This is a genomic window from Lacticaseibacillus sp. 22, from assembly GCF_055413445.1.
Window position 1 is genome coordinate 70,468 of sequence record NZ_JBVAYD010000003.1, and the last position, 26,512, is coordinate 96,979.

24 protein-coding genes are annotated in these 26,512 nt (G+C 47.2%); 4 read left to right on the forward strand and 20 right to left on the reverse strand.

The genetic code is table 11. The features are described from left to right. Positions 1-72: 72 nt before the first annotated feature. Entirely contained in the window at positions 73-2,127 is a 2,055-nt protein-coding gene (locus ACWP87_RS02610) for a KUP/HAK/KT family potassium transporter (RefSeq protein ID WP_014570051.1), read from the forward strand. A gap of 206 nt (positions 2,128-2,333) precedes the next feature. On the opposite strand, the gene ppdK is transcribed toward ACWP87_RS02610, so the two are convergent. The 3 genes from ppdK to ACWP87_RS02625 all read right to left on the reverse strand — a co-directional run bounded on the left by ppdK (position 2,334) and on the right by ACWP87_RS02625 (position 6,694). Continuing rightward, entirely contained in the window at positions 2,334-4,964 is a 2,631-nt protein-coding gene (gene ppdK / locus ACWP87_RS02615; protein WP_014570052.1) for a pyruvate, phosphate dikinase, read from the reverse strand. Positions 4,965-5,263: 299 nt separating this feature from the next. Further along, a complete protein-coding gene (locus ACWP87_RS02620; RefSeq protein ID WP_076638835.1) occupies positions 5,264-5,851 on the reverse strand; it encodes a CBS domain-containing protein in 588 nt (195 codons plus the stop codon). Positions 5,852-6,022: 171 nt separating this feature from the next. Beyond that, positions 6,023-6,694, reverse strand: coding sequence for a 2,3-bisphosphoglycerate-dependent phosphoglycerate mutase (locus ACWP87_RS02625; protein WP_005692313.1), 672 nt, complete (start codon positions 6,692-6,694; stop codon positions 6,023-6,025). A 157-nt stretch (positions 6,695-6,851) separates the two neighbouring features. Here ACWP87_RS02625 and ACWP87_RS02630 point away from each other — a divergent pair, with 157 nt between their 5' ends. Continuing rightward, complete coding sequence (locus ACWP87_RS02630) at positions 6,852-7,970, forward strand: low temperature requirement protein A (protein ID WP_014570054.1); 1,119 nt, start codon at positions 6,852-6,854, stop codon at positions 7,968-7,970. An 18-nt stretch (positions 7,971-7,988) separates the two neighbouring features. Further along, the gene (locus ACWP87_RS02635) at positions 7,989-8,273 is read left to right on the forward strand and encodes a chromosome partitioning protein ParB (RefSeq protein WP_005686095.1); all 285 of its coding nucleotides are present in this window, start codon (positions 7,989-7,991) and stop codon (positions 8,271-8,273) included. A gap of 245 nt (positions 8,274-8,518) precedes the next feature. Here the strand turns inward: ACWP87_RS02635 and ACWP87_RS02640 are convergent, their stop codons facing one another. The 7 genes from ACWP87_RS02640 to ACWP87_RS02670 form a co-directional block, all read right to left on the reverse strand. Then, the gene (locus ACWP87_RS02640) at positions 8,519-9,634 is read right to left on the reverse strand and encodes a lactate oxidase (RefSeq protein WP_014570055.1); all 1,116 of its coding nucleotides are present in this window, start codon (positions 9,632-9,634) and stop codon (positions 8,519-8,521) included. Between the two features lie 162 nt (positions 9,635-9,796). Next, on the reverse strand, positions 9,797-10,006 hold the full coding sequence (locus ACWP87_RS02645; protein WP_005686092.1) for a CsbD family protein: 210 nt from the start codon (positions 10,004-10,006) through the stop codon (positions 9,797-9,799). Between the two features lie 565 nt (positions 10,007-10,571). Then, positions 10,572-10,760, reverse strand: a complete 189-nt coding sequence (locus ACWP87_RS02650) for a hypothetical protein (protein WP_014570056.1) — start codon at positions 10,758-10,760, stop codon at positions 10,572-10,574. 11 nt (positions 10,761-10,771) lie between these two features. After that, on the reverse strand, positions 10,772-10,969 hold the full coding sequence (locus ACWP87_RS02655; protein WP_014570057.1) for a hypothetical protein: 198 nt from the start codon (positions 10,967-10,969) through the stop codon (positions 10,772-10,774). A gap of 794 nt (positions 10,970-11,763) precedes the next feature. Continuing rightward, positions 11,764-12,021, reverse strand: coding sequence for a hypothetical protein (locus ACWP87_RS02660; RefSeq protein WP_005686089.1), 258 nt, complete (start codon positions 12,019-12,021; stop codon positions 11,764-11,766). Positions 12,022-12,210: 189 nt separating this feature from the next. Continuing rightward, entirely contained in the window at positions 12,211-12,417 is a 207-nt protein-coding gene (locus ACWP87_RS02665) for a hypothetical protein (RefSeq protein ID WP_005686086.1), read from the reverse strand. Positions 12,418-12,645: 228 nt separating this feature from the next. Beyond that, the gene (locus tag ACWP87_RS02670; RefSeq protein ID WP_014570058.1) at positions 12,646-12,861 is read right to left on the reverse strand and encodes a hypothetical protein; all 216 of its coding nucleotides are present in this window, start codon (positions 12,859-12,861) and stop codon (positions 12,646-12,648) included. Between the two features lie 569 nt (positions 12,862-13,430). Between ACWP87_RS02670 and ACWP87_RS02675 the strand changes: the two genes are divergently transcribed. After that, a complete protein-coding gene (locus ACWP87_RS02675) occupies positions 13,431-14,663 on the forward strand; it encodes an MFS transporter (RefSeq protein ID WP_015764702.1) in 1,233 nt (410 codons plus the stop codon). 69 nt (positions 14,664-14,732) lie between these two features. Here the strand turns inward: ACWP87_RS02675 and ACWP87_RS02680 are convergent, their stop codons facing one another. From ACWP87_RS02680 to ACWP87_RS02725, 10 genes are all read right to left on the reverse strand, one after another. Beyond that, the gene (locus tag ACWP87_RS02680) at positions 14,733-15,989 is read right to left on the reverse strand and encodes a glutamate-5-semialdehyde dehydrogenase (RefSeq protein ID WP_014570059.1); all 1,257 of its coding nucleotides are present in this window, start codon (positions 15,987-15,989) and stop codon (positions 14,733-14,735) included. A gap of 80 nt (positions 15,990-16,069) precedes the next feature. Beyond that, a complete protein-coding gene (proB, locus tag ACWP87_RS02685) occupies positions 16,070-16,906 on the reverse strand; it encodes a glutamate 5-kinase (protein ID WP_005698939.1) in 837 nt (278 codons plus the stop codon). Positions 16,907-17,159: 253 nt separating this feature from the next. Further along, positions 17,160-17,339: an AbrB/MazE/SpoVT family DNA-binding domain-containing protein gene (locus tag ACWP87_RS02690; protein ID WP_372743772.1), complete on the reverse strand. Its 180-nt coding sequence runs from the start codon at positions 17,337-17,339 to the stop codon at positions 17,160-17,162. A gap of 15 nt (positions 17,340-17,354) precedes the next feature. Then, a complete protein-coding gene (locus tag ACWP87_RS02695; RefSeq protein ID WP_005692296.1) occupies positions 17,355-17,540 on the reverse strand; it encodes a hypothetical protein in 186 nt (61 codons plus the stop codon). Between the two features lie 576 nt (positions 17,541-18,116). Continuing rightward, a complete protein-coding gene (locus tag ACWP87_RS02700; RefSeq protein WP_014570061.1) occupies positions 18,117-18,659 on the reverse strand; it encodes a hypothetical protein in 543 nt (180 codons plus the stop codon). A gap of 229 nt (positions 18,660-18,888) precedes the next feature. Further along, positions 18,889-19,713 carry a class C sortase gene (locus tag ACWP87_RS02705; RefSeq protein ID WP_014570062.1) on the reverse strand — a complete coding sequence of 275 codons (825 nt, stop codon included), beginning with the start codon at positions 19,711-19,713 and terminating at the stop codon, positions 18,889-18,891. Positions 19,714-19,719: 6 nt separating this feature from the next. Then, the gene (locus ACWP87_RS02710; protein WP_014570063.1) at positions 19,720-21,273 is read right to left on the reverse strand and encodes a SpaH/EbpB family LPXTG-anchored major pilin; all 1,554 of its coding nucleotides are present in this window, start codon (positions 21,271-21,273) and stop codon (positions 19,720-19,722) included. Continuing rightward, positions 21,264-22,619 (reverse strand): pilin N-terminal domain-containing protein, encoded by a 1,356-nt coding sequence (locus tag ACWP87_RS02715; RefSeq protein WP_014570064.1) that lies wholly within the window; start codon positions 22,617-22,619, stop codon positions 21,264-21,266. Before ACWP87_RS02715 ends, ACWP87_RS02710 begins: the two co-directional genes overlap by 10 nt. Position 22,620: 1 nt before the next feature. After that, entirely contained in the window at positions 22,621-25,572 is a 2,952-nt protein-coding gene (locus ACWP87_RS02720; RefSeq protein WP_014570065.1) for an MSCRAMM family protein, read from the reverse strand. Between the two features lie 274 nt (positions 25,573-25,846). Next, positions 25,847-26,404, reverse strand: a complete 558-nt coding sequence (locus ACWP87_RS02725) for a hypothetical protein (RefSeq protein ID WP_014570066.1) — start codon at positions 26,402-26,404, stop codon at positions 25,847-25,849. Positions 26,405-26,512: the final 108 nt, after the last annotated feature.

The window sequence follows — 26,512 nt, forward strand, 5'->3', positions numbered from 1 at the left end:
ATTAAGAGCCTTCCCTTACAATGACACTCGGTTCTGCTACAATGACGTTATTACTTTTCAGGAGGCACAAATATGGCGTCAGGCTTGACTGCTAATAAAAAACTGCGGCATAAGATTACCGCGGCGGCTTTACTCGTAACCCTTGGTGTTGTCTATGGCGATATCGGGACATCACCACTTTACGTTATGAAGTCAATTATCGCTGGAAATGGCGGGATGGGACATTTCGATACCAATTTTCTAGTCGGGTCGGTGTCGCTGATCTTCTGGACGTTGCTGATTATCACGACCCTCAAATATGTTCTCATTGCGTTGCGAGCCGATAACAACGGTGAAGGTGGAATCTTTGCACTTTACACCTTGGTTCGGCAGCGGGCGCGGTGGCTTGTACTGCCAGCGATGATTGGCGGTGCGGCGTTATTAGCTGACGGGATGTTGACGCCAGCCGTGACGGTCACAACCGCGATTGAAGGTTTAAAAGGGGTCCATATTAACGGCAACATTTTGATCGACAATCAACAACAGGTTATTTGGGTCACGATTTTGATCATTACCTTCCTGTTCTTCATCCAGCGTTTTGGGACCGACCTGATTGGCAAGGCGTTTGGGCCGATCATGTTTGTGTGGTTTACCTTCTTAGGCGTTGCCGGCTTTATTGCTTTATCAAAAGACTGGTCCATGTTGCGTGCTTTGAACCCTTACTATGCATTGCGTTTGCTGGTCAGTCCGGATAACAAAATGGGTCTGTTTATTCTAGGGAGTATTTTCCTGGCAACGACTGGGGCGGAAGCGTTGTATTCGGATATGGGCCATGTGGGACGTGGCAATATTTACGTCAGCTGGCCATACGTTAACCTATGCTTAGTGTTGAATTATTTTGGTCAGGCAGTCTGGCTTGATCGCCATGCTAATGTGAGTGCTTATAATCAGATTAGCGATTTCAACCCATTCTTCCAAATGTTACCGGAAAGCATTCGCCTAGGCGCAATTATTCTAGCAACATTGGCTGCGATTATTGCCTCGCAGGCGTTGATCTCTGGTTCTTACACGCTGGTTTCTGAAGCAATTAAACTGCGCTTTTTGCCGCGGCTGCACATTGTCTATCCGACACGGCTTAAAGGACAGCTCTACATCCCCATGGTGAACACGATTTTGTGGCTCGCCTGCTTGACTATTATTGCTTACTTCAAAACCAGTGCCGAAATGGAAGGTGCTTACGGTCTAGCCATTACCATCACGATGTTAATGACGACCTTGTTGCTTTATCAATATCTGCGCGCTCGCCACGCCCCAACCTTGATCGCCTTGGGTACCTTGATCTTCTTTAGCGCGATCGAAACCGTCTTCTTCATTTCCAGCGCCGTTAAGTTCCTCCATGGTGGCTATGTTACGGCTATGATCGCGTTCGTCATTCTGGCTATTATGTATGTTTGGCAATATGGCGGCCGGATTCGCGATGATAACACCTACCGCGCTGAAATGGCCTCACTGTTTGCGTATAAAAAGCAGCTATCCGAACTTCGCAGTGATCCGGAATATCCAACCTACACCACCAACTTGGTTTATATGACGCAGATTGCCGATGATCACTACATTAAAAAAGAAATCCTGTACTCCATCTTGGATAAACGACCAAAGCGCGCCCGTGTCTACTGGTTTGTCACCGTTAACGTCACGGATGAGCCATACACGGCGCAATATACAACTGATACGTATGGCACTGATTATATGGTCAACGTCCAGCTGTATCTGGGCTTTCGGATGGAGCAGCAGGTCAATGTTTTCCTCCGCCAGATTGTGAATGACATGATGCGCGAAGGTGAATTGCCAACGCAACCGCAAAAATACACCACCATTCCGGATCGACAGGTTGGGGATTGGACGTTTGTCTTGCTGCATGAAGAATTGTCACCGCAAACTCAGATCAAAGGTTTTCAGAAGACGATTATCCAGGCGCGGCTATGGCTTCAGCGCGTGACAGTTACACCTGCTCAATGGTTCGGTTTGGAATATGCTGACACCTTGGACGAAACTGTCCCGCTTGTACTTGGTAAGATTCCGATCACCAAGTTAACCCGCCTAAGCCGATCGCAAGTCGACGCGCAAGCTGAGGATGAAGACGACTAGCTATTTTAGTCAGATCACAACACATTCGCTAGCTTAAGCGATGGCGCACACATCATGCGCTCCCCGGTGCCGGCTCACGCTTACAGAAAAAAGTGTCCCAAAAGTCATGACTACTGACTTTTGAGGACACTTTTTAAATACAAATTATAGTGGCAAATACAAAGTCATACCGCTTCAGTGCTCAAACCAGCCTGTCTGTCTACAATCTACGCGCCGGCTTTAACTTTTTTCATGGCGCGCAAAGCTGCTTGGGCCGCTGCGAGTCGGGCAACTGGCACTCGATAAGGTGAGCAGGAGACGTAGCTGACGCCGATTTGATCAAAGAACGCCACTGAATCCGGATCGCCGCCAACTTCGCCACAGACTCCGATCGGCAGTTGCGGCTTTGTTTGACGACCGTTTGTAATTGCCATGGCCATCAACGCGCCAACGCCTTCCGTATCAACCGTTTGGAAAGGATCATCCGGAAGAATTTTCTGCTCCAGATATGCGGGTAAGAAGGATCCCACATCGTCACGCGAATAGCCAAAAGTTAACTGGGTGAGATCGTTCGTCCCAAAACTGAAAAAGTCGGCGGTGTGAGCAATTTTGTCCGCGGTGACGCAAGCGCGCGGGGTTTCGATCATAGTACCAACTTCATAGCTCACCTGCATCCCTTTTGCGGCGGCCAGCTGTTCAATTTGCCGAACAACCAATTGCCGCACCCAACGCAACTCGGTTTCCGAATTGGTCAAAGGAATCATGATGTGCGGTGTTACCTGCATACCTTCATCGGCTAACCGGAAAACCGCATGCATCAGCGCCCGCACTTGCATGGCGTAAATATCCGGATAGGTCACGGCTAGGCGATCCCCGCGATGGCCTAGCATCGGATTGACTTCTTTCAACGCTGCCATCCGTTCGCGTAACTGATTTTGCTCCAACCCCAGCTCATGCGCGACTTGCCCGATTTCACGCTGGTCATGCGGCAAAAATTCATGCAGCGGTGGATCAAGCAGACGAATCGTGACGGTTTTACCAGCTGCCAAGCGATATAGCTCGTAAAAGTCCTGTTCCTGCATTTTCTCTAGTGCGGCCAAGGGTACCTTGCGTCCGGCTGCATCTTTTGCGAGAATCAACCGCCGCATTTGTAACAATCGTTCTGGTTGGAAAAACATGTGCTCGGTGCGCGTTAGGCCGATGCCATCAGCGCCAAAAGCCAAGGCCTGCTGCAAATCCTTAGGTGTATCAGCATTCGTAAACACGCCCATGCGGCTGGCTTCTTTTGCCCATGCTAACAGTGTCGCCAGACTATCCTTGACCAAGGCGGCAGTGGTCGGGATTTGGCCGCGATACAAATTACCGGTTGTCCCATCAACGGATACCCAATCGCCTTCATGCAGCACCGTATCGCCAACAGTCGCGGCTTTGGCATGCTCATCAACGGTTAAGGCATGCATCCCCACGACACCGGTTGCCCCCATGCCGCGCGCGACCACAGCTGCATGTGACGTCATCCCGCCGCGTGCGGTCACAATGGCCTGACTAACAATCATCCCTTCTATGTCTTCCGGTGAAGTATCCTGGCGCATCAAAATCACTTGATGGCCCGCTTCATGAGCTGCTTTGGCTTCTGCTGCCGTAAAATAAACCTCCCCAGTTGCCGCCCCTGGTGATGCCGGTAAACCGGTTGCCAAAATCGTATGTGCCTGTAACGCTTCAGGATCAAACTCCGGATGCAACATGTCACTCAATGATTGCGGTTCAATACGCAACAACGCGGTCTGGCGATCAATCAAGCCTTCGTTAACCAAATCTATCGCAATTTTAACAGCGGCCGCCGGTGTCCGTTTACCATTACGCGCTTGTAGGAGATAAAGTTGGCCATGTTCAATTGTGAATTCAAGATCCTGCATGTCGCGATAATGCTGCTCCAACGTGGTCGCGATCGCTGCCAGCTGATTATAAACTTCAGGCATTTGATCGTGTAAAACCGCGACTGGCTGAGGCGTCCGCACTCCTGACACCACATCTTCACCTTGGGCATTCAAAAGATATTCACCAAACAGCGCGCGTTCCCCAGTCGCCGGATCACGGGTGAAGGCCACGCCGGTTCCGGAATCAGCGCCAGCATTACCAAAAACCATCGTCTGAACGTTCACCGCGGTTCCCAAGTCTTCGGGAATGCGATTTTCGCGCCGATAAACCACAGCACGGCGATTATTCCATGATTCAAATACCGCTGTCACTGCCGCCAGCATTTGCGCTTTGGGCGATTGTGGAAATGACTTGCCTGCCTCAATATAAAGCTGCTTAAATGCCAGAATGATTTGCTGCAGGTCAGCGGTTGTCAACGCCAAATCAGAGTCATACCCTTTTTGGCGTTTCACGGTGGTTAAAATGTCATCGAATCCTTTTTCCGATAAGCCGTAAACCACATTACCAAACATCGCCAGTAAGCGGCGATAACTGTCATACGCAAACCGAGGATCGGCAGTTTCCCGGGCGAGTGCCTGAACGGTTTGATCATTTAAGCCGATGTTCAAAATGGTGTCCATCATGCCTGGCATTGAAATCGGTGCACCGGAACGAACCGACACCAGTAATGGCGCAACCGGATCATCGAATCGTTTCCCGGTCGCTTTTTCTAACGCCTGTATGTGTTGATCCAGCTCGGTTAACAACGCTTCTGAAAGCCCGTGATGCTGTTGATAATCGTGGCACGCAGCTGTTGTGAGCGTAAAACCCGGAGGCACCGGCAGGCCAAGATTGGTCATTTCGGCCAAATTGGCACCTTTGCCACCTAATAATGCCCGCATCTCCATATTACCTTCCGCAAACGCATAGATTTGTTTCATGATAAAGCCTTCCCTTCACTAAATATGACGTTATATATATTCGCTATATAATGTATTATTTAGCAGGCAAAAATGCAAGCGTTTACACTTAGAAATTGGTCTAATTCGGAAAAAGTTTAATTTCATAACGCCATCTAATACGCAAAAATCTGTTTGCAAGCGCGGCGATGCGCGGTTAATATAACATCCCATTTCACAACAAGAAACTTGCCTATAAGGAATGTAAAAAGTGTCCTATTTCTCGCCAAAATCGAGAAATAGGACACCTTTAATTTGAAGCTGCAAATGAAAGCCCAACCTCATGCTGCAAGTGTTTCAATTAAATATTTAAAGATCCGGTTTTTGGTGATCTTGCCAATCACATGAGTGTCCCCATGTTTTTGGATCACAGGAAGTGAATCGACATTGTGTTTCAACAACAACTTGCTGGCCGCCATAATGGTTGTATCCGCCGTCACTGTCACAACATTGGGCATCCGCGTCATGACAATACTGGCCGGTAAAGTGGTGTCACGATCCGTAAAGCTGGCACGCAATAAGTCCTTTCGCGAGATGAGGCCGACCAAGGCGCCATCATCATCTAACACGTATAAGGAGCCGACATCCGCCAAGAACAGCTTGGTTACCGCTTCTTCCATCGAGGTTGTCAGCTTAATTTCAGTCGGCGGCAATAATATTTTGGCAATCGGGGTATTAAACAGCGCATCGTTGTCTGCTGATAAAACACTCGCTCCTTGGTAGGCGTATCCCACTTTTGGCCGGGCATCTAAAATTCCAACCGTTGTCAGCAAGCGTAAGTCTGCGCGAATCGTGGCCAAACTAATCTTTAATTGTGTCGCCAGCATTTCCCCAGTCATCGGACTTTTTGCTTTTAGTAACTGAACAATTTTTTGTTGACGTTTAGTAAGTTGCGTAAGCGCTCCTCCTCATGATTGCTAATCAACAGTATAACATTTTCAGGGAAATATGACGTGATATTTAATCGTTAATCACAACTTAATCCCAAATCTTGGTAAAATAAATCCGGCATGTAGCTAAACTACTTTGCCGGAAAGTTTTCACAGTGTTTGTTTATTGAGAATGGTTAAATGCTGATCAAGCGTGTAGACGATTGGTTGGGCATTGCCAATTTCAACTTTGTTAATACCAGCATCGCTAATAGCTTCCATGTACTTGACTAACGCCCGTAATGTTGAGCCATGCGCCACGATAAGCTGATTCTTGCCGGCCATCAACCGCGGCGCCAATTCAGCGCTCCAATACGGCAACAGGCGCTCACTCGCATCGGCAAGACTTTCACCGCGCGGAATAATCGTCGCCGGGTACGCGTGATAGCGCCGTGAACGACTGGGATGGGCCAACAACGGCGGATGCGCATAAAAGCTTCGCCGCCAGCTGGCAACTTGATCCGGGCCAAAAAGTTTCCGGGTCAGATCTTTGTTAATTCCGCGTAAGGCGCCATAATGCCGTTCGTTCAGACGCCAACTTTTAGTGATCGGCAGGTAATTCTGGCCGATTGCGTCCTGAACGATGTAGGCAGTCATAATGGCCCGCGATAACACGCTGGTATGCACATGCTCAAATAAGATCCCGGTCGCCGCAATCTTTTTGCCGGCAGCTGCTGCTTGAGCTTTCCCTTGCGCCGTTAATCCGACATCGGACCAGCCAGTATAAGTATTTTGTTGATTAGCAATGCTTTCGCCATGCCTTAAAAGGACTAATTTGACCACATCACGGCCTCCTTAACCCAACTAGTATAACAATCTCAACGGGTTTAGGGTAGTCTGCTCGGCAGGTCTTTTTTGCCGCCAAGGCGTGAAAATGATAGGCTACTATTATTGAACTAAGCAAGGCGCACTGCCTTAGCTTATAGAAAGAAGGATGCTCATGGCCAAGTCGCATCAATCTGTCACCATGGTCGAGCTTTTCTATGATTTGATTTTTGCCTATGCCGTTGGGCGAATGGCGCAGAGTCTGGCAGTGCCGGTGCATGGGATGATCGCGCCACAAGTGCTGGTTGAATTTCTATTGATGCTGCTGGTTTTCTGGACCATCTGGACTTTTCAGACAGTCTTAATCGATCGTTTTTCACATCATGAAGTGACCCACAACCTGTTTACGTTGTTCAACATGTTTTGGGTGATTGTCTTAAGCACCGCGATTAACCCTGATTTTGCTAAAACCAAGTGGCCATTTCAATTAAGCGCTGCGATTCTCTTCTTGAGTCTTGCGAGCCAATACGGTCTGCTTTGGCGGCGAAAACACTCGCAACTCGCCAAAACATTTGGCATCACACTGGCAGCTTGCAGTTTTGTGATTTTAATTTCGCTATTTATAAAACCATACACCCTTTCATTTGCGGTCTTCTTTGGCGGTGTGCTAGCCGCTGGGTTGATGCCATTGCTTTTGCGGCACGTACTCAAAACCACGCCAGCCGACTTAGGCAATCTCAGCACCCGTTATTCTCTGTTGGTTTTACTGATATTTGGCGAATCGATCATTGGTGTGGCAGAAACCATTTATGCCGGTCTATCTTTGCAAGCAGGTCTTTTCTTCTTGGTAGTCATCTTATTGTTTATTGCCTACCAACTTGTTTATGACAACGGCCTTGATCGCCGGCAAAAAACCGCGGGCTTGGCTGTTATCTATTTACAACTTCCATTACTGGCGGCCATTCTCAGTCTCAGTACGTTCATTCACTCGTGGCTGGCCGGGCTGCTTGATCCTCAATGGTTTGCGCTTGCCATCACGGTGACATTGGCAGTTTATTATTTTAGCCTAATCGGATATCTTAGCGCCTATCCTGTCAAGCACATTGACATCGGCTTCAAACGCTGGTTTTACCTTGGTTTTTCCGTGTTGATTTTTGGTATTTTTAGCTTCATGACAACCATTATGCCATTACCCTTCATGTTCGGACTCACCGCTTATCTATTAGCCAATACGCTTTATCTTTGGCAATTTATTCTCCATCCCAATGACGCGATGTATAATAAACTTGGTTAAATGAAAGGGGAGCTCCACATGACAACTTATGATGTCACATTCAACACTGTCGATGGCAAGTCACTCATCAAGCGCAACGTCCAAAGCGATCACGAAAATGCTCGGGTTTGGGAGGACGCGGTTGAACGTTTTGATGCCGACCACCTTTACATCAAAATGAATGACAAAACAATGGTCAGCCTTTTACGGCGTGCCGTTGTTCGCATTGATATGACCGAACTGCCAAGCGATGTTGAAAAACGGGCAAATCGCCGCGATGAGTTCCGCAATGCCATGTACACGCTGAGCCAGATTGGCCTGTAGCAATCCTGTTACGGGTATCAAAATGGATCAGCACATTTAGTCCATCAGCCTCTAACCCACGTCATCAAAATCCTATCGATTCATACATATCGTAGTTTCTTGATGCCGATCCGGTCATGCTGATGTACAGAATCTATGTATCAAAAAAGAATCCCTTCAGCCTTAAAAACTGATAGGGATTCTTTTTTCGGTCGAATCATGTGTCTGTACAACAAACACCAAGTTTAATTCATCAATGCTTCAAATTAGTCAGCGTAGTTAAAATGGGTTAACGGTGCATGCTTAACATCTTCAATCGTCTTAGTGCCGGCCAGCTGCATGATAATTTCCAACTCGTGATCAATCTGTTCGAACACGCTTTGAACACCTTGTGCACCACCTAAAGCCAAGCCATAGATAACCGGGCGGCCAAACGCAACCAAATCTGCACCGGACGCCAAAGCTTTGAAGACATGACTGCCACGACGAATGCCGGAGTCAAAGATGATCGGAACCTGCTTGTTAACGGCCTTAGCAATGGCAGGCAAAACATCAAATGATGCTGGGCCACCGTTTAACTGACGGCCACCATGGTTAGAAACATAGATTGCCGCAGCACCGGCGCCAATTGCCCGCAATGCATCTTCAGGAGACTGAATACCTTTAACAATAACCGGCAAGTCGGTATATTCAGCAATCCGGCGAACGTCATCTTCATTAATCTTTTGAGCAGCAGAAGCATAAATTTCGCCGATGCCTTTACCCTTGCCATCGCCTTCAGAATACTTTTCCAGGTTCGGCATTGGAATCGGGAATTGGAAGTTGTTGATAATATCTTCTTCTCGATAACCATCAACAGTGGCATCAACGGTCAGAATAATCCCCTTGACGCCAGCCTTTTTAGCTTCGTCAAGCAAGCTCTTATTGAAGTCCCAATCCTTGCTCATGTACAGCTGGAACAATTGCGGTGCTCCGTTGCCGGCCGCAGCAGTATCCGCGATTGAGGTTGAGCTATACGTGCTCTGCGCCATCAAACCACCGACTGCTGCCAAGCCGCGAGCGGTATCCTTTTCACCTTGGCTGTGAGCCAATCCCTGAGCCGCAGTTTGCGCCATCATAACCGGCGTCTTCAGATCAATGCCCAAAAAGTTGGTCGACAAGTCTGGAGAATCAATGTTCGACAACGCCTTGGGAACAATCTGTGCGTGGTTAAACGCCTTGGTATTCTCGGCAAGCGTCCATTCATCTTCGGATCCGCCAACGATATAACCAAATCCACCTGTTGGAATAATCTTCTTGGATTCACCTTCTAATGACGGCAAGTTCAAAATATCCAATTTCTTCTCTGCATCGCTTTGTTCGTAACCATTAACAACTGTCATGTGTCAAAAGCCTCCTGAATTGCTTACTTATTAGAACACTTATAAGTGTAGCACTTATAAATAGTAAGTAAAGGCATTTTGCTAATTTTTTGTAAGCAAAAAGGAGAACCTGCAAAACGAGGCCCTCCTTTGTTAGCCAAACACCGAATCAACATTGGCGGTTTAGCGTTCTTTCTTCTCCTTGGACTTGTCAACCACGTCATTGAACTTCTCCGCGATTTTGTCCTTGGCATCACTGAGCTTTTCTTTAGCATTGCCGACCATCTGTTCAGCCTTGCCTTTTGCTTCGGTCGATTCATCGCCGGTGAGTTTGCCTGCGCCTTCTTTTACCTTGCCACTGACCTTATCCTTAGTTGCATCAAAATCTGCCATACGATCATGCCTCCTTATTTTTGCTTAACTTAAGGATACCAAGTTGACGGTTTGCCCTGCTATTTTAATGCTCATAAAAATATAAATCATTTTGTTTTGGCGTGCTCAGTCACTTAATAAAGTCGAATAAAAAAACCAGACCTTGATGTCAAAAACAAAGTCCCTCCGACATCCGTGCCTGATTTTATAAAAAGCCTAACGAAGTAATACTACAATCTGAGTAACATCCTTTATCCGTTGGCGAAAGTTAAATTTGCTGAAAACTGATCCTTATATTTAGGATCTCAACAGATCAGTGTCCTAAAGTAACCTAAGAAATTGTCACTTAGAATCCTTTGAAGCTTTGTCGGTCGAAGATGTAACCCCTAGTTTGGCGAAAAGCATCACAACCAACAAAATAGAAAACACTTTGACAAATACCTTAAGCGCGAAAAGGTCAAGGCCAAAGCAGTACAGAATGACCCTGTTTAAAATGTCGCCAAGGCCAAGGCCGCCGAGGAAAACACAGATACTGCCCCAAAAAGGAACTTCGTCAAGCCATGTTCGTATCGTTTTTAAGATGTTCCTAGCGTCCCCCGTTCCATCCCTTTTTAAAACCTTTAAAGATCTGATCGGTATGTGCCCACGCATCCGCCAATAGGAAAGTAGCCAAAGCACCGCCGTAAGCTGCTAAAGGGACGATTCCTCCCGAAACTGACGAAAGATCTCGCTCCGACAGTGGCAAACCAGGGTTAATTTCTTTTAATGTCTTCATACTATCTCCCCCTATCCTTTGATGGCTCTAGCTACCCCTACCGAACCACAAAATGGAAACGGAAGGAGCCAACCGGTCTTAACCTGACAGTTAGCGGCAGCGCCAACAGCATAACCAAATTTTTCCCAGATTAAGTCGTTAGACCCGGCAGCAATCTTGCTTAAATCCAAATCATTTAATTCTTTATAAGCCTTTGTTAAGTTGTTCATGTTTTTCCTCCATTCTTTCTGCTTACACTATTAACATCGTTGTCATCCTCAATGTTCAACTTAGCTGGATGCACAATCGGTAGTTGGTATCTGCGCATTGAGCTGTGAATCGGTAATTAGTGTGTTATATCTGAATTCAGCTCACTTGAATGAACTGTATTCCCACCCGTAACTAGTTTGAGCTTTCATACAGTGATCTTCTTTGGCGCCGTATCTTTTAAAACCACTGCCTAAACATCCTCCTTTCGTTCTTTAAGAGTGATCATCTCTCACTACCAATATAAAACATTAAAGTATGCCTGTGGGAAAGTACTTATTAACGTCGTATTTTCCCCGAAAATCGTCACGTGGAATTCAAATTTAACGTTTATCGCAAATTTTGCTACGTTTATTTTTCATTTTCAAATTTGCCATTGAGCTGTGTTAGACAATTAGGACGAATTCTGTGTTGCTATTAGCTAAAAGCCGCTCATAGTCCTTAACATTGACGATTATTTCCTTCTATCGCTCAACCCCCCATAACGATAGACCATCGCCAAGAAATACCGAAAGCAGATTCATTTTATGACTGAGCATTAAATTTTGAACCAGCTGTTGTCAATGTGGTTTACCCACGATTGCCAACTGACGCCATTTTTTTCTGGTCAATGATCAATCAAACGTGCTGACCAATATGATCACTGTCACGGTTAACTAAAAGTAGCATGAGGACTAGTGATTCCAAAAGTTTTTCATCTCTTATGTATCAAAACAAAAAGACCCTCCAACTAACGGAGAGTCTTGTAAAAACGCCTTTAGTGCCGTGCACCGGGACGTTTTTCCTCAGGCGCTGGCGGAATAACCGCTTTGCCGCCTTTTTTAATATGCTTGTAGTTCACAACTGTCTTATTCTTCATATCTTCAACCATTGACGCATCTTCGGGTGAAAAACTGTCAATCGTCAACATGGCTGCATTGGCATAAAGCTTTTCGACCGTGCCTTTGAAGCTCAATGGCACATCTTTGGTCTTTCGTACCGAGACCTTATCGCCTACAACGATTTCTTGTGACACACAAAAACCTCCTTCAACGCATCTTCCGCCACATTTCCGTCACCATCGTAACACGAGCCGTCATCATCGGAAAATGAAGGCGCGTTATGACAATTATTGAAACGGAATCGTGACGCACTGCATTTCGACTGGGATAGACGCACTATCTTTGCGCTGTTGCCAACGCCATTTTCATCAATAGTTAAGAGCTTACTTGGCGACCTGGACTTTAACCTTAATCGGTGCATTCAGGTCAACCGAATCACTGTAATGTTGCAACAAATACCGCTGCATCGCATCACGCGCTTCTTTCTTGGTCATCTGGTGACAGACCCGCGAAGAATCGTGCCGGTGTCCCCACTTATCCGTATATTGACCAACGACTTCATAATCACGAAGATGTGCTGCAAATAACATGATTCCTCTTAACCACCTTTACTAATTGTACCATGACTTGGCACTTGTTTTTGTATCACAAGAAGCATTTATACACCCTTATCGGTCCCGTTTCAACCACATGAGCAAAAAAAGGCTTTCAGAGCTTCCCAGATCCCGGCATATCAACGCTAAAGCTTTCTCACCGTTTCAACACCTATCATTGATATGTTAGCCAACATCCCTTTGCATTGGCTGATCAAAGTCAGACTAAAGCCGGTCACGGTTACTCTGCTTCATCCGCTTAAACGCAATCACCGTCCGGCCCACCAAGTCCTGAACATTAAACTTATCTCGGGGGTCATAATCCAAAATCGTCACCAAAGCTGAATTCTCGTAACATTTCTCGATCCGGCCAATAAAATCATATTCCATATTGCCATTAGCCTGGCACAAAACAGTCATTCCTGATTTTGCATGTTTCATAACCAAAACCTCCTTGTATAGTGAGCGTGAGCAGGGCCGCTTAGAAACCGGAGTGTAAGTGGCCTCAGGCGTGATGGCCCGGGTTTGGCCATTGCGACTGAGGTCCTTACACGCAGGTTTCTGGCCCTGCGAATGCGTTATGGAGCGCGAGCCGGCGCGGTTAGAAGTCGGAGTGTACGTGGCCTTAAGCGTAATGGCCCGAGTTTGACCATTGCACCAAGGTCCTTACACACAGGTTTCTCGCCCTGTGAACGCGTCACGGAAAGCGCAACCCAGCACAACCAATATTCCACCTGCTCCTGCTGGGTTGATATTAGATTATCAAGGTGAATATTTTATCGTCAACATAAACGATCAATTATACAAATTTCCTAATATTTTGTTCATAATGCCCACTCCTGCAAGCTCGTTCGTTCCCTGTCTCCAGACTAAAAATTGCGCCAACCCAAACGCCATTTATACTTTCTATGATTTTAAGAATTCCTAGTCATTAATATTTCTATTGACATCATTCTAAGAAAGACTAACGCTTAAGAAGCATTTAAGTCTCAAGGCAAGGTGATGATCAAATGAACCGACACGTTTTCGCAGCAACCTTTTCTTCGCTGCGTTCAAAGAACTTTCGCCGATTTTGGACGGGCCAATGTATTTCCGTTATGGGAACCTGGATTCAGCGAACAACGCAAACTTGGCTTGTCTATCAAATGACAAAATCCGCTTTTCTAGTTGGTTTGCTAGCGGCGGCACAGTTTGTTCCGATCATGGCGCTGACTTTGGTCGCCGGAACATTGATTGATCGCTACCCCAAGCGACAAATTCTTTTGTTTACCCAATTCGGCTTTTTACTGTTGGGTGCTACGATGACGTTGATTACCTATTTGAAGATCGTCCAGTATTGGCAGATTCTCGCGATTGCCTTGGGCTATGGCATCCTTCAGAGTTTCGATACGCCAACGCGGCAATCATATGTTATTGAACTTGTAGGCAAAAAAGATTTAATTAATGGCATTTCGCTAAACTCATCCATTTTCAATTTGGCTAAAATTGCCGGTCCGTCACTGGCAGGTATCTTAATGGTGACGCTGGGCGTGGCACCGTGTTTTCTGATTGATACGCTTAGTTATGTGGCGATTATTGCCGGTTTGTTAATGATTCACCAAGATCATCCTATTGCCAGTCATCGTTCACGCCACATCTTATTAGATATCCGGGAAGGCTTAAGTTATATCTTGCATCATGCAGACGTGAAACTCAGTGCTGAATTGATGCTGGTCATCTGTACATTAAACTTCAACAATAACGTCATCATCCCGATCTATGCCGAGGAGGTTTTGCACCGCGGCGCTCAAGGTTATGCTAGCCTTTTGTCTGCTACTGGTGTCGGTTCACTGGTAGCAGCTTTTCTCATGAGTTATCTTGCCAGCTTCGGCCTGCGCCGGGATCTTTATTTGGCCGTAGCAGTCGGCACGGCCTTGATTCAGTCGTCCATGCTGTTCATTCATGTCTACTGGCTTGCCATGCTGCTCATGGTTCTCATCGGCTTTTGTAACATGGTTTTCCTGAACCAGTCCAACGCCTCGTTTCAATTTGGCATTCCCAATCAACTGCGCGGGCGGATTATGAGTGTTTACGTTTTGCTCAATCAAGGATCAACCCCGATTGGTAGTCTATACGCCGGCAGTGTCATGGATGCTGCTGGCGGTTTATGGGGATTTCCTGCATGTGGCGTGTTAGCCCTCATGTTAACGATGGTCATCTTCGGTTTTCACCAGTCTACGATAAAAAAGTGGGTATCCCGGTAACACCAAAAAACGCAGGTAAGCACGTTGAAAAGACCTTGTGCTTGCCTGCGTTTTCGCTTAATTGTTGAACTAACCTTCGCGTACCTGTCCGTTACCCAGCACCTGATACTTAATCGTCGTCAACGCCGCTAACCCCATCGGTCCGCGTGCGTGTAATTTTTGCGTACTAATACCGATCTCTGCGCCGAAACCGAACTCGAAGCCGTCTGTAAACCGAGTTGAGGCATTCACATAGACAACAGCCGCATCTACCTGTTGGAGGAATTGCTGACTATTTTGGTAGTTATCCGTAATGATGGCCTCGCTGTGCTTCGTGTTGTGTGCGTTGATATGCGCAATCGCTTCTTCCTCGGAATCCACCACCTTGACCGCCATAATTAAGTCATTGTATTCGGTATCCCAGTCTTCTTCCGTGGCGACCTGCATGTTCGGCACAATCGCCCGCGCCCGTTCATCACCGCGCAATTCGACACCATGCGCTTGCAGTGCCGCAGCAATTAAAGGCAGTTGCGCGTTTGCAACATCAGCGTGGATTAAAAGTTTCTCGGCCGCATTGCAAACAGACGGCCGCTGAACTTTGGCGTTGACAACAATGTCGATTGCCATCTGGGCTTGCGCATACGCATCAACATAAATGTGACAATTGCCCGCCCCGGTTTCAATGACCGGTACGGTAGCCTGTTCAACGACTGCTTTAATTAACCCCCGGCCACCACGCGGAATCAGTACATCAATATAGCCATTCAGGTGCATCATCTGATTCGCGACTTCTCGCTTCGGGTCCGTGATTAATTGAATCGCGTCTTTTGGCAATCCTTGTGCGGTCAATGCAGCCTGTAAAACAGTCGCCAAGGCCAAATTGCTGTGCAGCGCCTCTTTACCGCCACGGAGAATGACCGCATTGCCACTTTTAAAAGTTAACGCAGCAGCATCAACGGTTACATTTGGCCGGGCCTCATAAATCATCCCCACCACCCCTAAAGGCACCCGTTTTTGCGCAATATTCAGTCCTGCATGATTCACCCAGGCCTTATCCGTCTGGGCGGTTGGATCGGGTAAGGCGGCAACTTGGCGAACCCCTGCTGCCATGTCAACAATTCGCTCGGCGGTCAGCACCAGTCGATCCGTGAACTTAGCCGGCAAGCTTGCTGCCGCTTTTAGATCTTCATGATTAGCTGCCAAAATTGTTTCCGTATGCGTTTCAAGCGCCGTAGCCATGGCCAACAACCCGGCATTTTTTTGTGCGGTTGTCAACTGGCTCAAAACAGTCGCCGCGGCCTTTGCTGCTCGGCCCATTTGTTCCAGATCGATCGTGGTGACATCCATTTTTAATCGTCCTCCTTGTACCCTGACAGGCGCAACCGTTCATTTATTAAAGACTGTTCGTTCAGCAACCTCTTTAAACATCAGTTAGTCGCATGAATTTCAGATGGCACAGGCTCAAGTTCTGCCCCGAACCATGTCCCCACTGACTCGCCTGCAACGACTCGCAAAATAATGCGTGGGTCACGACCACTCGTTAAAACCATGTGCTTCCCTGCTCGCATCATCACTTGTGCCGCCTTAAGCTTCGTCACCATTCCCCCGGTTCCAAACCGGGTTGAACTGCCTCCTGCACCAGCCAAAACTTTAGCAGACACATGGGTAATCGCCGGGATCAAGGCGGCGTTTGCATGGCGATTAGGGTCACGATCGTAAAGCCCGTCAATATCGGAAAGCACCACCAGTAAGTCTGCTCCGATTTGCTTCGCGACCAAGGCGGAAAGTTGGTCATTGTCGCCAAAGGTCGTGCGATGATCCAGTTCATCAACCGCAACGCTGTCATTTTCATTAATGATTGGCATCACCTGCCGCTTCAGCAAAGCATCGATGGTATCCAAAACATGCTGCCGAGTTTGCGGATAATCAAAAACGTCATGTGTTAACAACAACTGACCAATTTTAGCGCCATAATCGCTAAACCTTTGCGTATACAACGTCATTAACTCTGATTGGCCAATCGCCGCCAACGCCTGCTGCTGAGCAATTTCGGCAGGCCGCACCGTCACACCAAGTTTGGCCATCCCCACCCCAATCGCACCAGACGTGACTAAAACCAGCTCATAGCCTTGATTCGTCAAAGCCGCCAACGTATACGCCAGCCGATCTATGGTCTGCAAATTAACCTTGCCATTTTGATGAATCAAACTACTCGTCCCTATTTTGACAACTAACCGTTTACAATGCAGCATCCGTTTCACCATCGCTACCTCCACTTACCGCCGATTACCAGAATATTAAAAAAGCACCGCCTTGATCGAGACACCCGTTAAGGCGGTACCATTCTCGTTCAAAGCCGTGCTTTGCGCTTTTTTACTATTTAATTTCGTCAATCTTCAGTTCAAGCTTGGATTCGCGAGCCATTCAGAACTTTCAGCAAACGTCCTGATCTCTGTGAGCCGCTACTATGACTTGATGAAGTGATTGTATGCGGGGTGTCGGGAAAAGTCAAGCGGGTTATTCGGTTCTGATAACATCTATACAGGGTGTATTTTTAAACAAGTCTGCCCATTCATCAGATGTTGGCAATGCGCGGAGAACAATGGCATCATCAACAACTTTTACAAAGAGCTCTCTCGTTTCCTCAAGGTTAAGTTGTCTACGCATTTTAATTGGTATGACAAGCCGATGTTTAATTACTGACTCTTAACTTTAAGCAGCGTGCTTATGTTTACGCTTTGCTTTGCGTGTGACGAACAACCATTCTCCGAGGAAGGAGCCACAGACACCGCCAACGTAAATCCACCACTTAAAAGGAATGTTCGATAACTTGGCAAGGATAAATCCCACACTCATTGCTCCTGCAAGAGCGGTTGCGAAGTTACGGTGTTGTTTCATGTCGCTTCAACTTCTTTCAATATTTAGTCTTTGTTGAACCCATAATTTGAATAGATGTCATTAGTCTTTCTACTGGTTAACCAAATAGCTTTCCAAAGAAGCTACAATGATGCCTATTCCAAGCTGCCTACGCGGTGCTTACCTTGCCACGTGACCACCAACAACAGTTCTTGAACAATTATCGTTGCACGTTTTATAGCAGCCGGTATATCATCATCGCGTCCCCAGACTTCAAGACTGCATCAATTGTTAGCCTAAAAAAGATACGCTTCTCGAATACGGCTTTGCTCCGCGTTTATCAATTGTTTTATAAAACGCTATCTAAGCCTTTGTTGATGCAGATTATACATGAATCGCATTTTGTGTCAAAAAGCATGCACGGAATTTTTGCCAAATACAGATTACATAACGTTTGACATATAACAAAAATAAGAACCTGGACTCATTCATCAAAACAAACAGTGAGAAAAATAGAACGCCCGTAAGGAATCAGAACGTTTTTTCAATTTCTGATATATTTAGCAATCTAAAATGCGTTGAGCTGCTTTCCCTCGTATATTCCGCTCAACAAATACCTTATTGCCGCTCCACCGCCACCCGTAAGGCATAGATTCGCGGCAAAGTTCTGTTTTTACCCACAGGTTGACCGTTAACAGTAACGTGTCCCTGATTGACATGAACTTTAACCGGCAGCGGCAATTTGACTGCGTATCGTTCTGGCAGACGCAGCCGTTCACTGTAAAAATGCCCATTTGTCAGCTTTCCCGTCACGCCAACAACACCCAGATGATCGGCTTGAGCAAGGTAAACGCCCTTAGTTGTCAATGGATTATTAATAAGCCGCCACTGACCATTTTTTAGCCGATATTGTTTCCGTCCCCGAATGTCAAAACGGTAAAAAGCAAAAGCGCCGCCAGTAAGTGGGCGTTGGCTGCCATCCGGAAAGACGGCCATTTGTTGAAATAATGCAATGGTCTTTTGTGCCGCGTGTGTTTGCATTGTTTGCCGAGCTGAAAGCGACATCGTTTTTGGCTTAACCTGACCTCTTGGCAGTCCCACTACTGCTGTCATCGCAAGACTCGCAATCAGAATCTTCATAATCAGTTGTTTTACCCGCATCCCCATGCCTCCAAATATTACTTTTTAAATATCGTCACAATAAGTTTATCATTTCAACTAAGATGACTGCTAACAATACACATGTTATTAAAATGGAAACAATAAGTTGTTTGCAAGCTCTGCCAACCTGATACATACCCCCTGCTCGAAACACAAAAAAGCCCGCCGTCCACAGACCTATCCCTGCACAACGGCGAACTTTCTTACTTTCTAACATTCTCTTTCCAGATTACGCCCGCGGTCGGCGAAGATAGCGCCGAGCCAGATAGAAACTCAGCAATGCCAATCCCAGCACTCCGACGACAACCGCGATACTTAACCACAAGCGCCAGCGATCAGCAGACTCGGCGGCGTGCTCAAGTGATTCGGTATAAGGTACCCGTTTGCCGGTCACTAACAGGCGGTGGGAGTTGATCATATACGGGGTACAGGTCATTAATGTGGCCAAATCGCGTCCCGGTTCAATGCGCAAGCTCTGGGTTTCATCCGGCCGCACGGTTTTGATCCGAAAGACCTGATACGCCATCTTTTTGCCGTTGACTTGGAGAAAGAACTTCTGCCCTCGTTTCAACTTGCTCAGATCGGTGAAAAAGCGTTTGGTGGGCAAGCCGCCGTGTGCCGAAACAACTGTATGCGTGTTCTTGCCTCCCCGCGGATAGCTAGTACCTGGTAACACCACTGCCCCTTGATCTAACAGCGTGTTGTTGGTGGTGTCAAAAAGGGGCAGATCAACCGCTAATTTCGGGATAACCACTCGCCCGATCAGATGCCGTTTCACATAGGCTTGGTTAAATTTCTGCCTACTTTGAAACGGATCCTGTCCCGGACGCAAACCAGTCTGGGCAAGTGCACGGTTCTCCGCTGCCCGTTGCTCATCTTGGGCGGCGGCATTTTGCTTGGCTTCTTGCTGTGCTGCTGCTCGGCGACTGGTTAGTAGCAATTCATTAATAGCCGTTGCCGCGAACGGATAGCAGAAACACGCGGCTCCCGCAGTAAAAAGTAAGATGACGAACCAGCGTAACAGCCGACTTGTCCCCGACGCTTTTTTTGTCATAGGCCATTAGACTTTCTTGCTGGTCTTTTTCTTCATTAGGTGACCGCCACCCATTAAGATGGCCCCGATCATCAGGAAGGCGAAGAGTCCGATTCCGCCTGTCATCGGCAATAATTGATTCACCGGCGTGTTGGCGATGCGAATCGTTTTCGTACCCCAAGTACCGGCAATGACTTCAAAATCTGTTGTCGGATCAAGGATTTCATAGCCTTCTGGTGCCGCGGTTTCAACCAAGGTATATCGCCCTGGCAACAGCCCTTGAATGGTTAAGTTGGCTGTCTCGGCTCCACTGGTTTTGAGTCTCGTTGCCGCGTCTTGATTCGTTGTCCAGGTAATCTTGGTCGGTTGGTAGGTTCCGGCCATACCGTTAACGCCTTCAAGAACTGCATATTCGCGCACATTGCCGTTCATTCGCTGTAAGATGAAAGTCGCGTTGGCCAAACTTTTGGAAGATCCGGCTTCGTGTTTGAAGAACCGAATCCCGCCAGTCTGGATTTCCGGACCATTGACGGTAATCTTGCTGTCAGGATCAAAGCTCACTTCAGCCGTGTTACCGACTTTTTGGTCTGGGATCATTTTCTCATTGACGATTCCGGTGTAGGCAACGGTCACGCGTTTGCCGGCATATTGGGTCAACAGGTTTCGTACCGCATCGGGATCGGTCCCGCCTAGAAAGTCCAGTTCAAACCCGAATGGATAGTTGTGTGTTTGTTGCCAAGCTGCGTCATTAGAACTCATGAAGGCCATTTTTCCGGTTAATGCCTTTAAAATGTCCTGACCGTCAACCGTGATTGCCGTCAATGCCTTAAAAGTAAGGCCTTCCTTGGTCATATAATCCAGCACTTTAAATTGGTTGTACTTAAAAGTGTCTTGACTGTGATCAGCCAGCGCGCCAATATCATGCGGAATCTGGAACTGAACCTGATACGTGAGCACATCGCCAACCGCGACATCATGGAGATCTTTTGTTGCCACCGCTTGTTCATTGATTTCCGTCAGATTTTTGGTAACAAGACTGTCTTTAGGATAAAGATGAATGTTGGTCAGATCCGATCCATCGTCTTGCCGCACTGGCAGACTCACGATCATATCTGCTGCTTTTTGATACGGTTGCGGGGTCACGGCTTCGTGAAATGCGTACACGCTATGCCGGCCATTGGTTTTGGCGGCTAATCCTTTGAATGCCGCCAAGCCGTCTGCATCAGTCGTGACAGTTGCTGCATTAGGATCCTGGAGATTCACATACTGACCCAGGTTTTGCGATATCATGCTCGCAGCGGTTGTCTTATCATGATTTTCCAGTAATTGGTAAAAGGCGTCCGTCACGTTGAAAATTTTAAATTGAGCGCCTTGCACCGGTTTACGCCCGGTCAGTCCAAGGTCGTGGCCGGTATTTTGAATCTGTTCGTCACTGGTTTGTTCGATTTTGTGCAGCGTGAAATCCACAGTCGTTGTCGCGGCATGTACGGGTTTGCCCGCACTAAGCAGTGGTAGAAGGAAGCTCATGAGCATCAGCGCTGCCAAGAGACTGTGCCCGATCTTTTTAAACGTTACTTGCATGCGTGGTGCCTCGCTTTCTTATTTTTAATGAAGAAGTAAGTGGCCAGTAGTAGTAACAGACTCCCTAAAAGGACAAAGCGTAAATTGCGCCAATCGGACATGGCCGGCAAATAACCGGATTGACGCTTAGGTGTACGCGTTCCGGTGCCGTTCGTATCCTGCCCGTGATTGCCAAGCTGGGTCGTTGATGGCCCCGCGGTTTGATCACCGGTTGTCGACGCCTGCTTATCGGCATAGTTATAAACTCGCGGGTAGCCGCTACTGATCATTTCCGGTGTCACCACCCCGCCAAAGTTTTCCTGCATCGGCTGGCCGTCAATTAACACAAAGCGCCGGTTGCCATCTTCGTCTTCCCAAGAATCAGGAATCTCGATTTTGATCGCGCGGCTTTTAGCATCCACTTCATAGCCGGGAACGCCTTGCAATTCTTCAAAGAAATATTCTCCGGCGGGCAAAAAGCGTTCACCTGTATTAACTAGCCCATCTTGATCGGAAACAAATTTGTTCACGCGGTCATCATGCAACGGATCAGTAGTGCTCACCCATTTGTTGCGCAAGTCGGTTACTGGCGACATATCGAGATAAAGCTTCTTACCATTCTCAATTCGGTAAATAGCAAAGATCGCACCGGCTAACCGTTTACTCGTACCATCAGGGTGCACGCCGAACTTGAAGAAATACGGATCGCGGACATAACCGACATTTTTCGGATACAGATGGATGGTCTGTAACGGGTTGCCACTGATAGGATCCGTGACTGGAAAAACAACTAACATCGGCGAACTTTTGCGCTCTAAGTCCACATTGAGTTCGGTTGAAGGATCCGGTGCCACCTCGATCATCAGATAAGCTTTAGTCGGTGCCTGTTGATCGACAGAAACGGTTATTCGGCTGATCCCATCTTCACCGAGTGTTGGATCGTTTTTTGTATTCATCAGCCCGATACCTTTGTTCCCTTGACCGGCTAATTTCAGGTTGGCCCGCGCAAATTTCAGTGCTTGCTTACGCGTCATATTCTGATAACGATCAACTAAAGCCCGAATTGCTTCAGGCGTCATATTCGGTTTCAATAAGGAGCTGGCATCATAGACCTCAAAGTTAGCACCATTCAGCCCGCTGGTTTTGCTTAATAATTTGTAGCCATCTTTATCCGGGTTATTCGGGTCAATCCGATGACCGTCATTTTCATACCAAACGTCTTCCGGTTGGCGAATATCCCGATAAATTCGCTTATGGATCACAATCTCGGCAGTTTGATCAGCCGCGTGAACCCAATGTGGTGTGTTGCCAAGCACGATACCAATCAATAGAAGCAACGGGACAAGCCACCAATAAAATCGTCGCATCTTAACGGGCCTCCTTTCGCTTCAGATACAGGTAAAGCAGCCAGCCGCCGCCACACGCACTGATTGCGACCATGAGAAACAGCAAGATACCGCTACCACCAGTTTTCGGTAGGAGTGTTTCCAACGAATGGTTCGTCAGTGTGAAGCGAATCCGATTCAACTTATCCTCTGCATCAGGGATAAATTCAAACCCATACTCATCACTGCTTAAATCGCTGCCACTATACGCAAGATCTACCATTGTGCCATGCGCGTTAATCTTGAAGGTAAACGATCCGTTCAGCCGATCAAATCCGGCAGGCGCTTTGGTTTCCGTTAAGCGATAAGTTCCCGGGGTCAACTGATGTGTGAATCGCAACTGGCCATTTTCATCAGTCGTTCCTTGAGCAACAGGGGTGGTTTGATCGCCACGGTATAAGGCAAAACTTGCATTGGCGAGTTTGTTTTTACCTTTTTCAATTTTGATCAACTCAAGTTCGGTGGGTTTCAGTTGGTTGATCACCGTGGTGTCTGGCCAAATCTCGCCGTTGCGGCCGACTGTCACAGTACCGTCAGCTGCCACTTTTAAATCAAATTCAGCCTGCAACTCGTGACCGGCAGCGGCAATTTCGCTTACCTGATAGTCGCCGGGTTTTAGCGTTCCAAATGAGACTTTACCCTGCGAATCGGCAGTTGCTGTTTGCAGTTGAGTGTCTCCTTGCTTCAAGACAAACCGACTACCCGGCAGCACTGCGCCATACTGGTTTTTCTTGGTAAATTCAGCTGGAAATCTGCCTGCCGGATCAAGATGAACCTGCACTGCGTTGGTTTCCTTACTGTAACGTTCCTCAGTGTCGAAAAATTTAACGGTCGCTTTATTGACCAGCGTAAGTCGTTTTGTCAGGGTGTCCGGATCCTTTGTTGGCCGCACCTTCAATCGAAGTGAGAAAAAGCCGCTATGAAAATGAATTTTCTGCACATCTTCACGTCCGATTGTCAGCGTGATTCGCTGCCGATCGCCTTCTTGCGTCACGACAAAATCCGACACGTCCTCAGTCAGCGTCATTTTCCGATCTTGGCCAACCGCATCCGGATCAGTTGCATTAAAGAGCTGGAACGCTTTTTGATAAGTCGGGGGACTGTTGTTATTGTCCGGAATCAACTCGACATGCTCCGGTAGCAGGTCCGTCACAACAATTTTGGTCGGCTTCACCACGTAATCGCCCATACTGTATACTTCCTGGTTGATGTAGTAGTAAAATGGCTCGCCGTTGTAATGCTGATTGACCACCTGATCGTCTAAATCATTTGCGGTCCAGATGGTGCCGGTTTTATCTTCCTCGGCTCCGCCACCGGCTTCGGCATTTGCGCTCACGCTTTTGTTGTTGGTGACATTTGGGTCAATCAACTCGATTTGTCCACTCCCATTGGCAACCCAAGTACCGCCGCCGTTGGAATAAGTGCCGCGTCTAAAGGTATGACTGGTACCGTTTAAAGTAAACGCAACGGCACCACGCCCAAATGTTGGCGCACCTAGTCGATCTTCCCATTCCGTCATATTCTCGTGATCAATTGGATCGACCCAGTTTCCCCAGGTCTGTGAGGTGTACCCACGTTGTTCCTTCCCGCGAGCGCCCAGTTTTTCGGTTTCGAATGTCGCTTTATCTGAGGTAATCCAGGTTCCTTCCTCAAATTGCCAATCCGTGATAAACCGATCGTCATAAGTGGGCGTCATCCCCGCCTGCTCCGTCCAGACAAACTCACCGGGATTCAACGAAGTAAACGTCAGGGTCGAATTTTGATTGGCTTCACTTTGCGGAATAAAGTTCAATCGCTGTCTCGTTGCCTTGTCATAAAAAATCACGCGCCAGTCATAGTACAAAACATTGGCAAATGACATCCCGGAAAAGAAGTTGTTGGAAAAATCAATGCCGACATCCTGAGGGGTAGTGCCCCATTCGACTGGACGGACGCGAATACCTGTTAGTTCAACATAAGCACCAATCTCAAAACGGTTTCCATCAAGATCACTTGCTGAGCCAACATGATCAATATCCACTTTGATCTTGGCATCTAGCAGGTTAGAAGGACCACTGGGATTTTGAACCGCATCTTTAAAAATAATGGCGGTGGCATCAGAACGCGACACATAATCTGATGAAACGCCATTCTCCATCGCCCAACGTGATCCGTATTTTGAACGGGTACTACTATTTGGTTTGCGATAAATTTGCGCCTCTTCATCCGAAAGTGCGGCGCCATCAGCTTTAGTTGCGTGAATTTTAATCGTCCCAAGTGCAGACGGCGGTAAAATCAGACTGTGCGCATCTTTGCTGAGTGCAGCCGGTTCCTGCACATCATCGTTAGCCAGGCGCGCAGGCAGCTGCAAGTCAACATCAAGCGCTAATACCTGAGCAGCGTCATTAAATCCATCCAGACTGAGTTTCACACTAGCTGCTTGCTGCTTTGTATCAGGCAGCTTTTTGGTTAAAAGGTATTCACCTTTTTCTGCCGTTTTCTCTGCAAGCCGGCGCGTTATTTCACCGTTAGTATGTGCAGGCTGGGACGTGAATCCTTGGGCATTAGCGAACTTGACGACTTGCTGCCCCGTTTGATCCTGTGGCTTGGCTAAAATCAACTTAACCTGAATTTCAGACCGCTGAATGTCAACGTTGTAAGTTAACGTATGACCATCGCCGTGCCAAGACTTCCCTGCTTCTAGCTTGATGTGCTGCCGAGCTTTTGAAGTAGTTTGCTTGGCGGCCGCGCTGGTTGATGGCGCACTAGCCGCTGCTTCCAGATCAAACTCAGCAGCTTCGGATGCGGCAGGACGAGTGCTCGGCTGCACTGACGCATCCCGGACATCGTGCTTTGGATTAGTCTGAGCGCTTTTGGCTACCGGGACCGCGGCACTGCCAATTTGCGTGACCAGCATCAGCAGTAACATCAGCATATGAATCCATTTCCTAGGCAATCGGGTGCCTCCTTTCATGTTACATTTTTCACTTGTTGCTGAATTAAGCGTAACAAGATGAACTGCGTAAACGGAACTATAATAATTGTTATTTTATAAATAAAGTTTTCTTCGGTATATTACTTCTTAAATTATAATTAGCAGCGAATATATGAATGATCATTCCAGTATTTATAAGTTTTAGGATTTGGCGCACAAAAAATCCCGACCTGACTAAGCTGGAAACGCTCAGACGGATCGGGAACAACCTACGTTATTAAATTATATTTTGCTACTAAGCGCGGACAATTTTACCCACGGCAATTGGCAGTGTGACGTGTGCATCATAGTTCATGACGGTTCCTTTAACCGTATCTGGAAGTTCCAAACTGTCCGGAACACCATGAATGTAAACAACCCGTTTATCTAATTGCAAATCTTCACTACCAAATGCTGCCTTGAACGCCTTCTGCAGCTCTTTTAAATCCACGAGCTTGTCATAAGCATAGTGCCCGTCAGCATCGGCTACTGGATAGCTGTCATTGGGTACGTGCATTTTAGCAGGCTCGGCATCAAACGGGACCATCGTTGTACCGGAAACCGGTTCCGTTTCAGGTAAATCAACAAAGCCGTCACCATTAGCATCTTGGGCCGCGGTGGCTATCTCAGCTGGCTTGCCATCCGGAAAACCATGGAAGTGTTCCCAATGCTGGACGTTTGCAGGTGTATCAAACATCTCAATATGAATACGCAACTGCGCCCCGTCAACAGTGAACTCGGCAGTACCATGGGCCTTAGTACCGATCTTCTCTGCATTCAATGGCACAATTTCTGCTGTATACTTTTCAGCCATGTCAACCACTCCTGTTTTAAGATTTGAACCACCTTTAGAATAACGTAAAGTCTTTAATTGCTCAATTAGTTTAATAATTATTTTTATAGCCTTTTCTACGTTCTCCTA

Bases quoted from the DNA above. Each gene is read 5' to 3' on its own strand.
- ACWP87_RS02610 (WP_014570051.1), top strand. From the start codon at position 73: ATGGCGTCAGGCTTGACTGCTAATAAAAAACTGCGGCATAAGATTACC.
- ppdK (WP_014570052.1), bottom strand. From the start codon at position 4,964: ATGAAACAAATCTATGCGTTTGCGGAAGGTAATATGGAGATGCGGGCA.
- ACWP87_RS02630 (WP_014570054.1), top strand. From the start codon at position 6,852: ATGGCCAAGTCGCATCAATCTGTCACCATGGTCGAGCTTTTCTATGAT.
- ACWP87_RS02635 (WP_005686095.1), top strand. From the start codon at position 7,989: ATGACAACTTATGATGTCACATTCAACACTGTCGATGGCAAGTCACTC.
- ACWP87_RS02640 (WP_014570055.1), bottom strand. From the start codon at position 9,634: ATGACAGTTGTTAATGGTTACGAACAAAGCGATGCAGAGAAGAAATTG.
- ACWP87_RS02645 (WP_005686092.1), bottom strand. From the start codon at position 10,006: ATGGCAGATTTTGATGCAACTAAGGATAAGGTCAGTGGCAAGGTAAAA.
- ACWP87_RS02650 (WP_014570056.1), bottom strand. From the start codon at position 10,760: ATGAAGACATTAAAAGAAATTAACCCTGGTTTGCCACTGTCGGAGCGA.
- ACWP87_RS02655 (WP_014570057.1), bottom strand. From the start codon at position 10,969: ATGAACAACTTAACAAAGGCTTATAAAGAATTAAATGATTTGGATTTA.
- ACWP87_RS02665 (WP_005686086.1), bottom strand. From the start codon at position 12,417: ATGTTATTTGCAGCACATCTTCGTGATTATGAAGTCGTTGGTCAATAT.
- ACWP87_RS02670 (WP_014570058.1), bottom strand. From the start codon at position 12,861: ATGAAACATGCAAAATCAGGAATGACTGTTTTGTGCCAGGCTAATGGC.
- ACWP87_RS02675 (WP_015764702.1), top strand. From the start codon at position 13,431: ATGAACCGACACGTTTTCGCAGCAACCTTTTCTTCGCTGCGTTCAAAG.
- ACWP87_RS02680 (WP_014570059.1), bottom strand. From the start codon at position 15,989: ATGGATGTCACCACGATCGATCTGGAACAAATGGGCCGAGCAGCAAAG.
- proB (WP_005698939.1), bottom strand. From the start codon at position 16,906: ATGGTGAAACGGATGCTGCATTGTAAACGGTTAGTTGTCAAAATAGGG.
- ACWP87_RS02695 (WP_005692296.1), bottom strand. From the start codon at position 17,540: ATGAAACAACACCGTAACTTCGCAACCGCTCTTGCAGGAGCAATGAGT.
- ACWP87_RS02700 (WP_014570061.1), bottom strand. From the start codon at position 18,659: ATGCGGGTAAAACAACTGATTATGAAGATTCTGATTGCGAGTCTTGCG.
- ACWP87_RS02705 (WP_014570062.1), bottom strand. From the start codon at position 19,713: ATGACAAAAAAAGCGTCGGGGACAAGTCGGCTGTTACGCTGGTTCGTC.
- ACWP87_RS02710 (WP_014570063.1), bottom strand. From the start codon at position 21,273: ATGCAAGTAACGTTTAAAAAGATCGGGCACAGTCTCTTGGCAGCGCTG.
- ACWP87_RS02715 (WP_014570064.1), bottom strand. From the start codon at position 22,619: ATGCGACGATTTTATTGGTGGCTTGTCCCGTTGCTTCTATTGATTGGT.
- ACWP87_RS02725 (WP_014570066.1), bottom strand. From the start codon at position 26,404: ATGGCTGAAAAGTATACAGCAGAAATTGTGCCATTGAATGCAGAGAAG.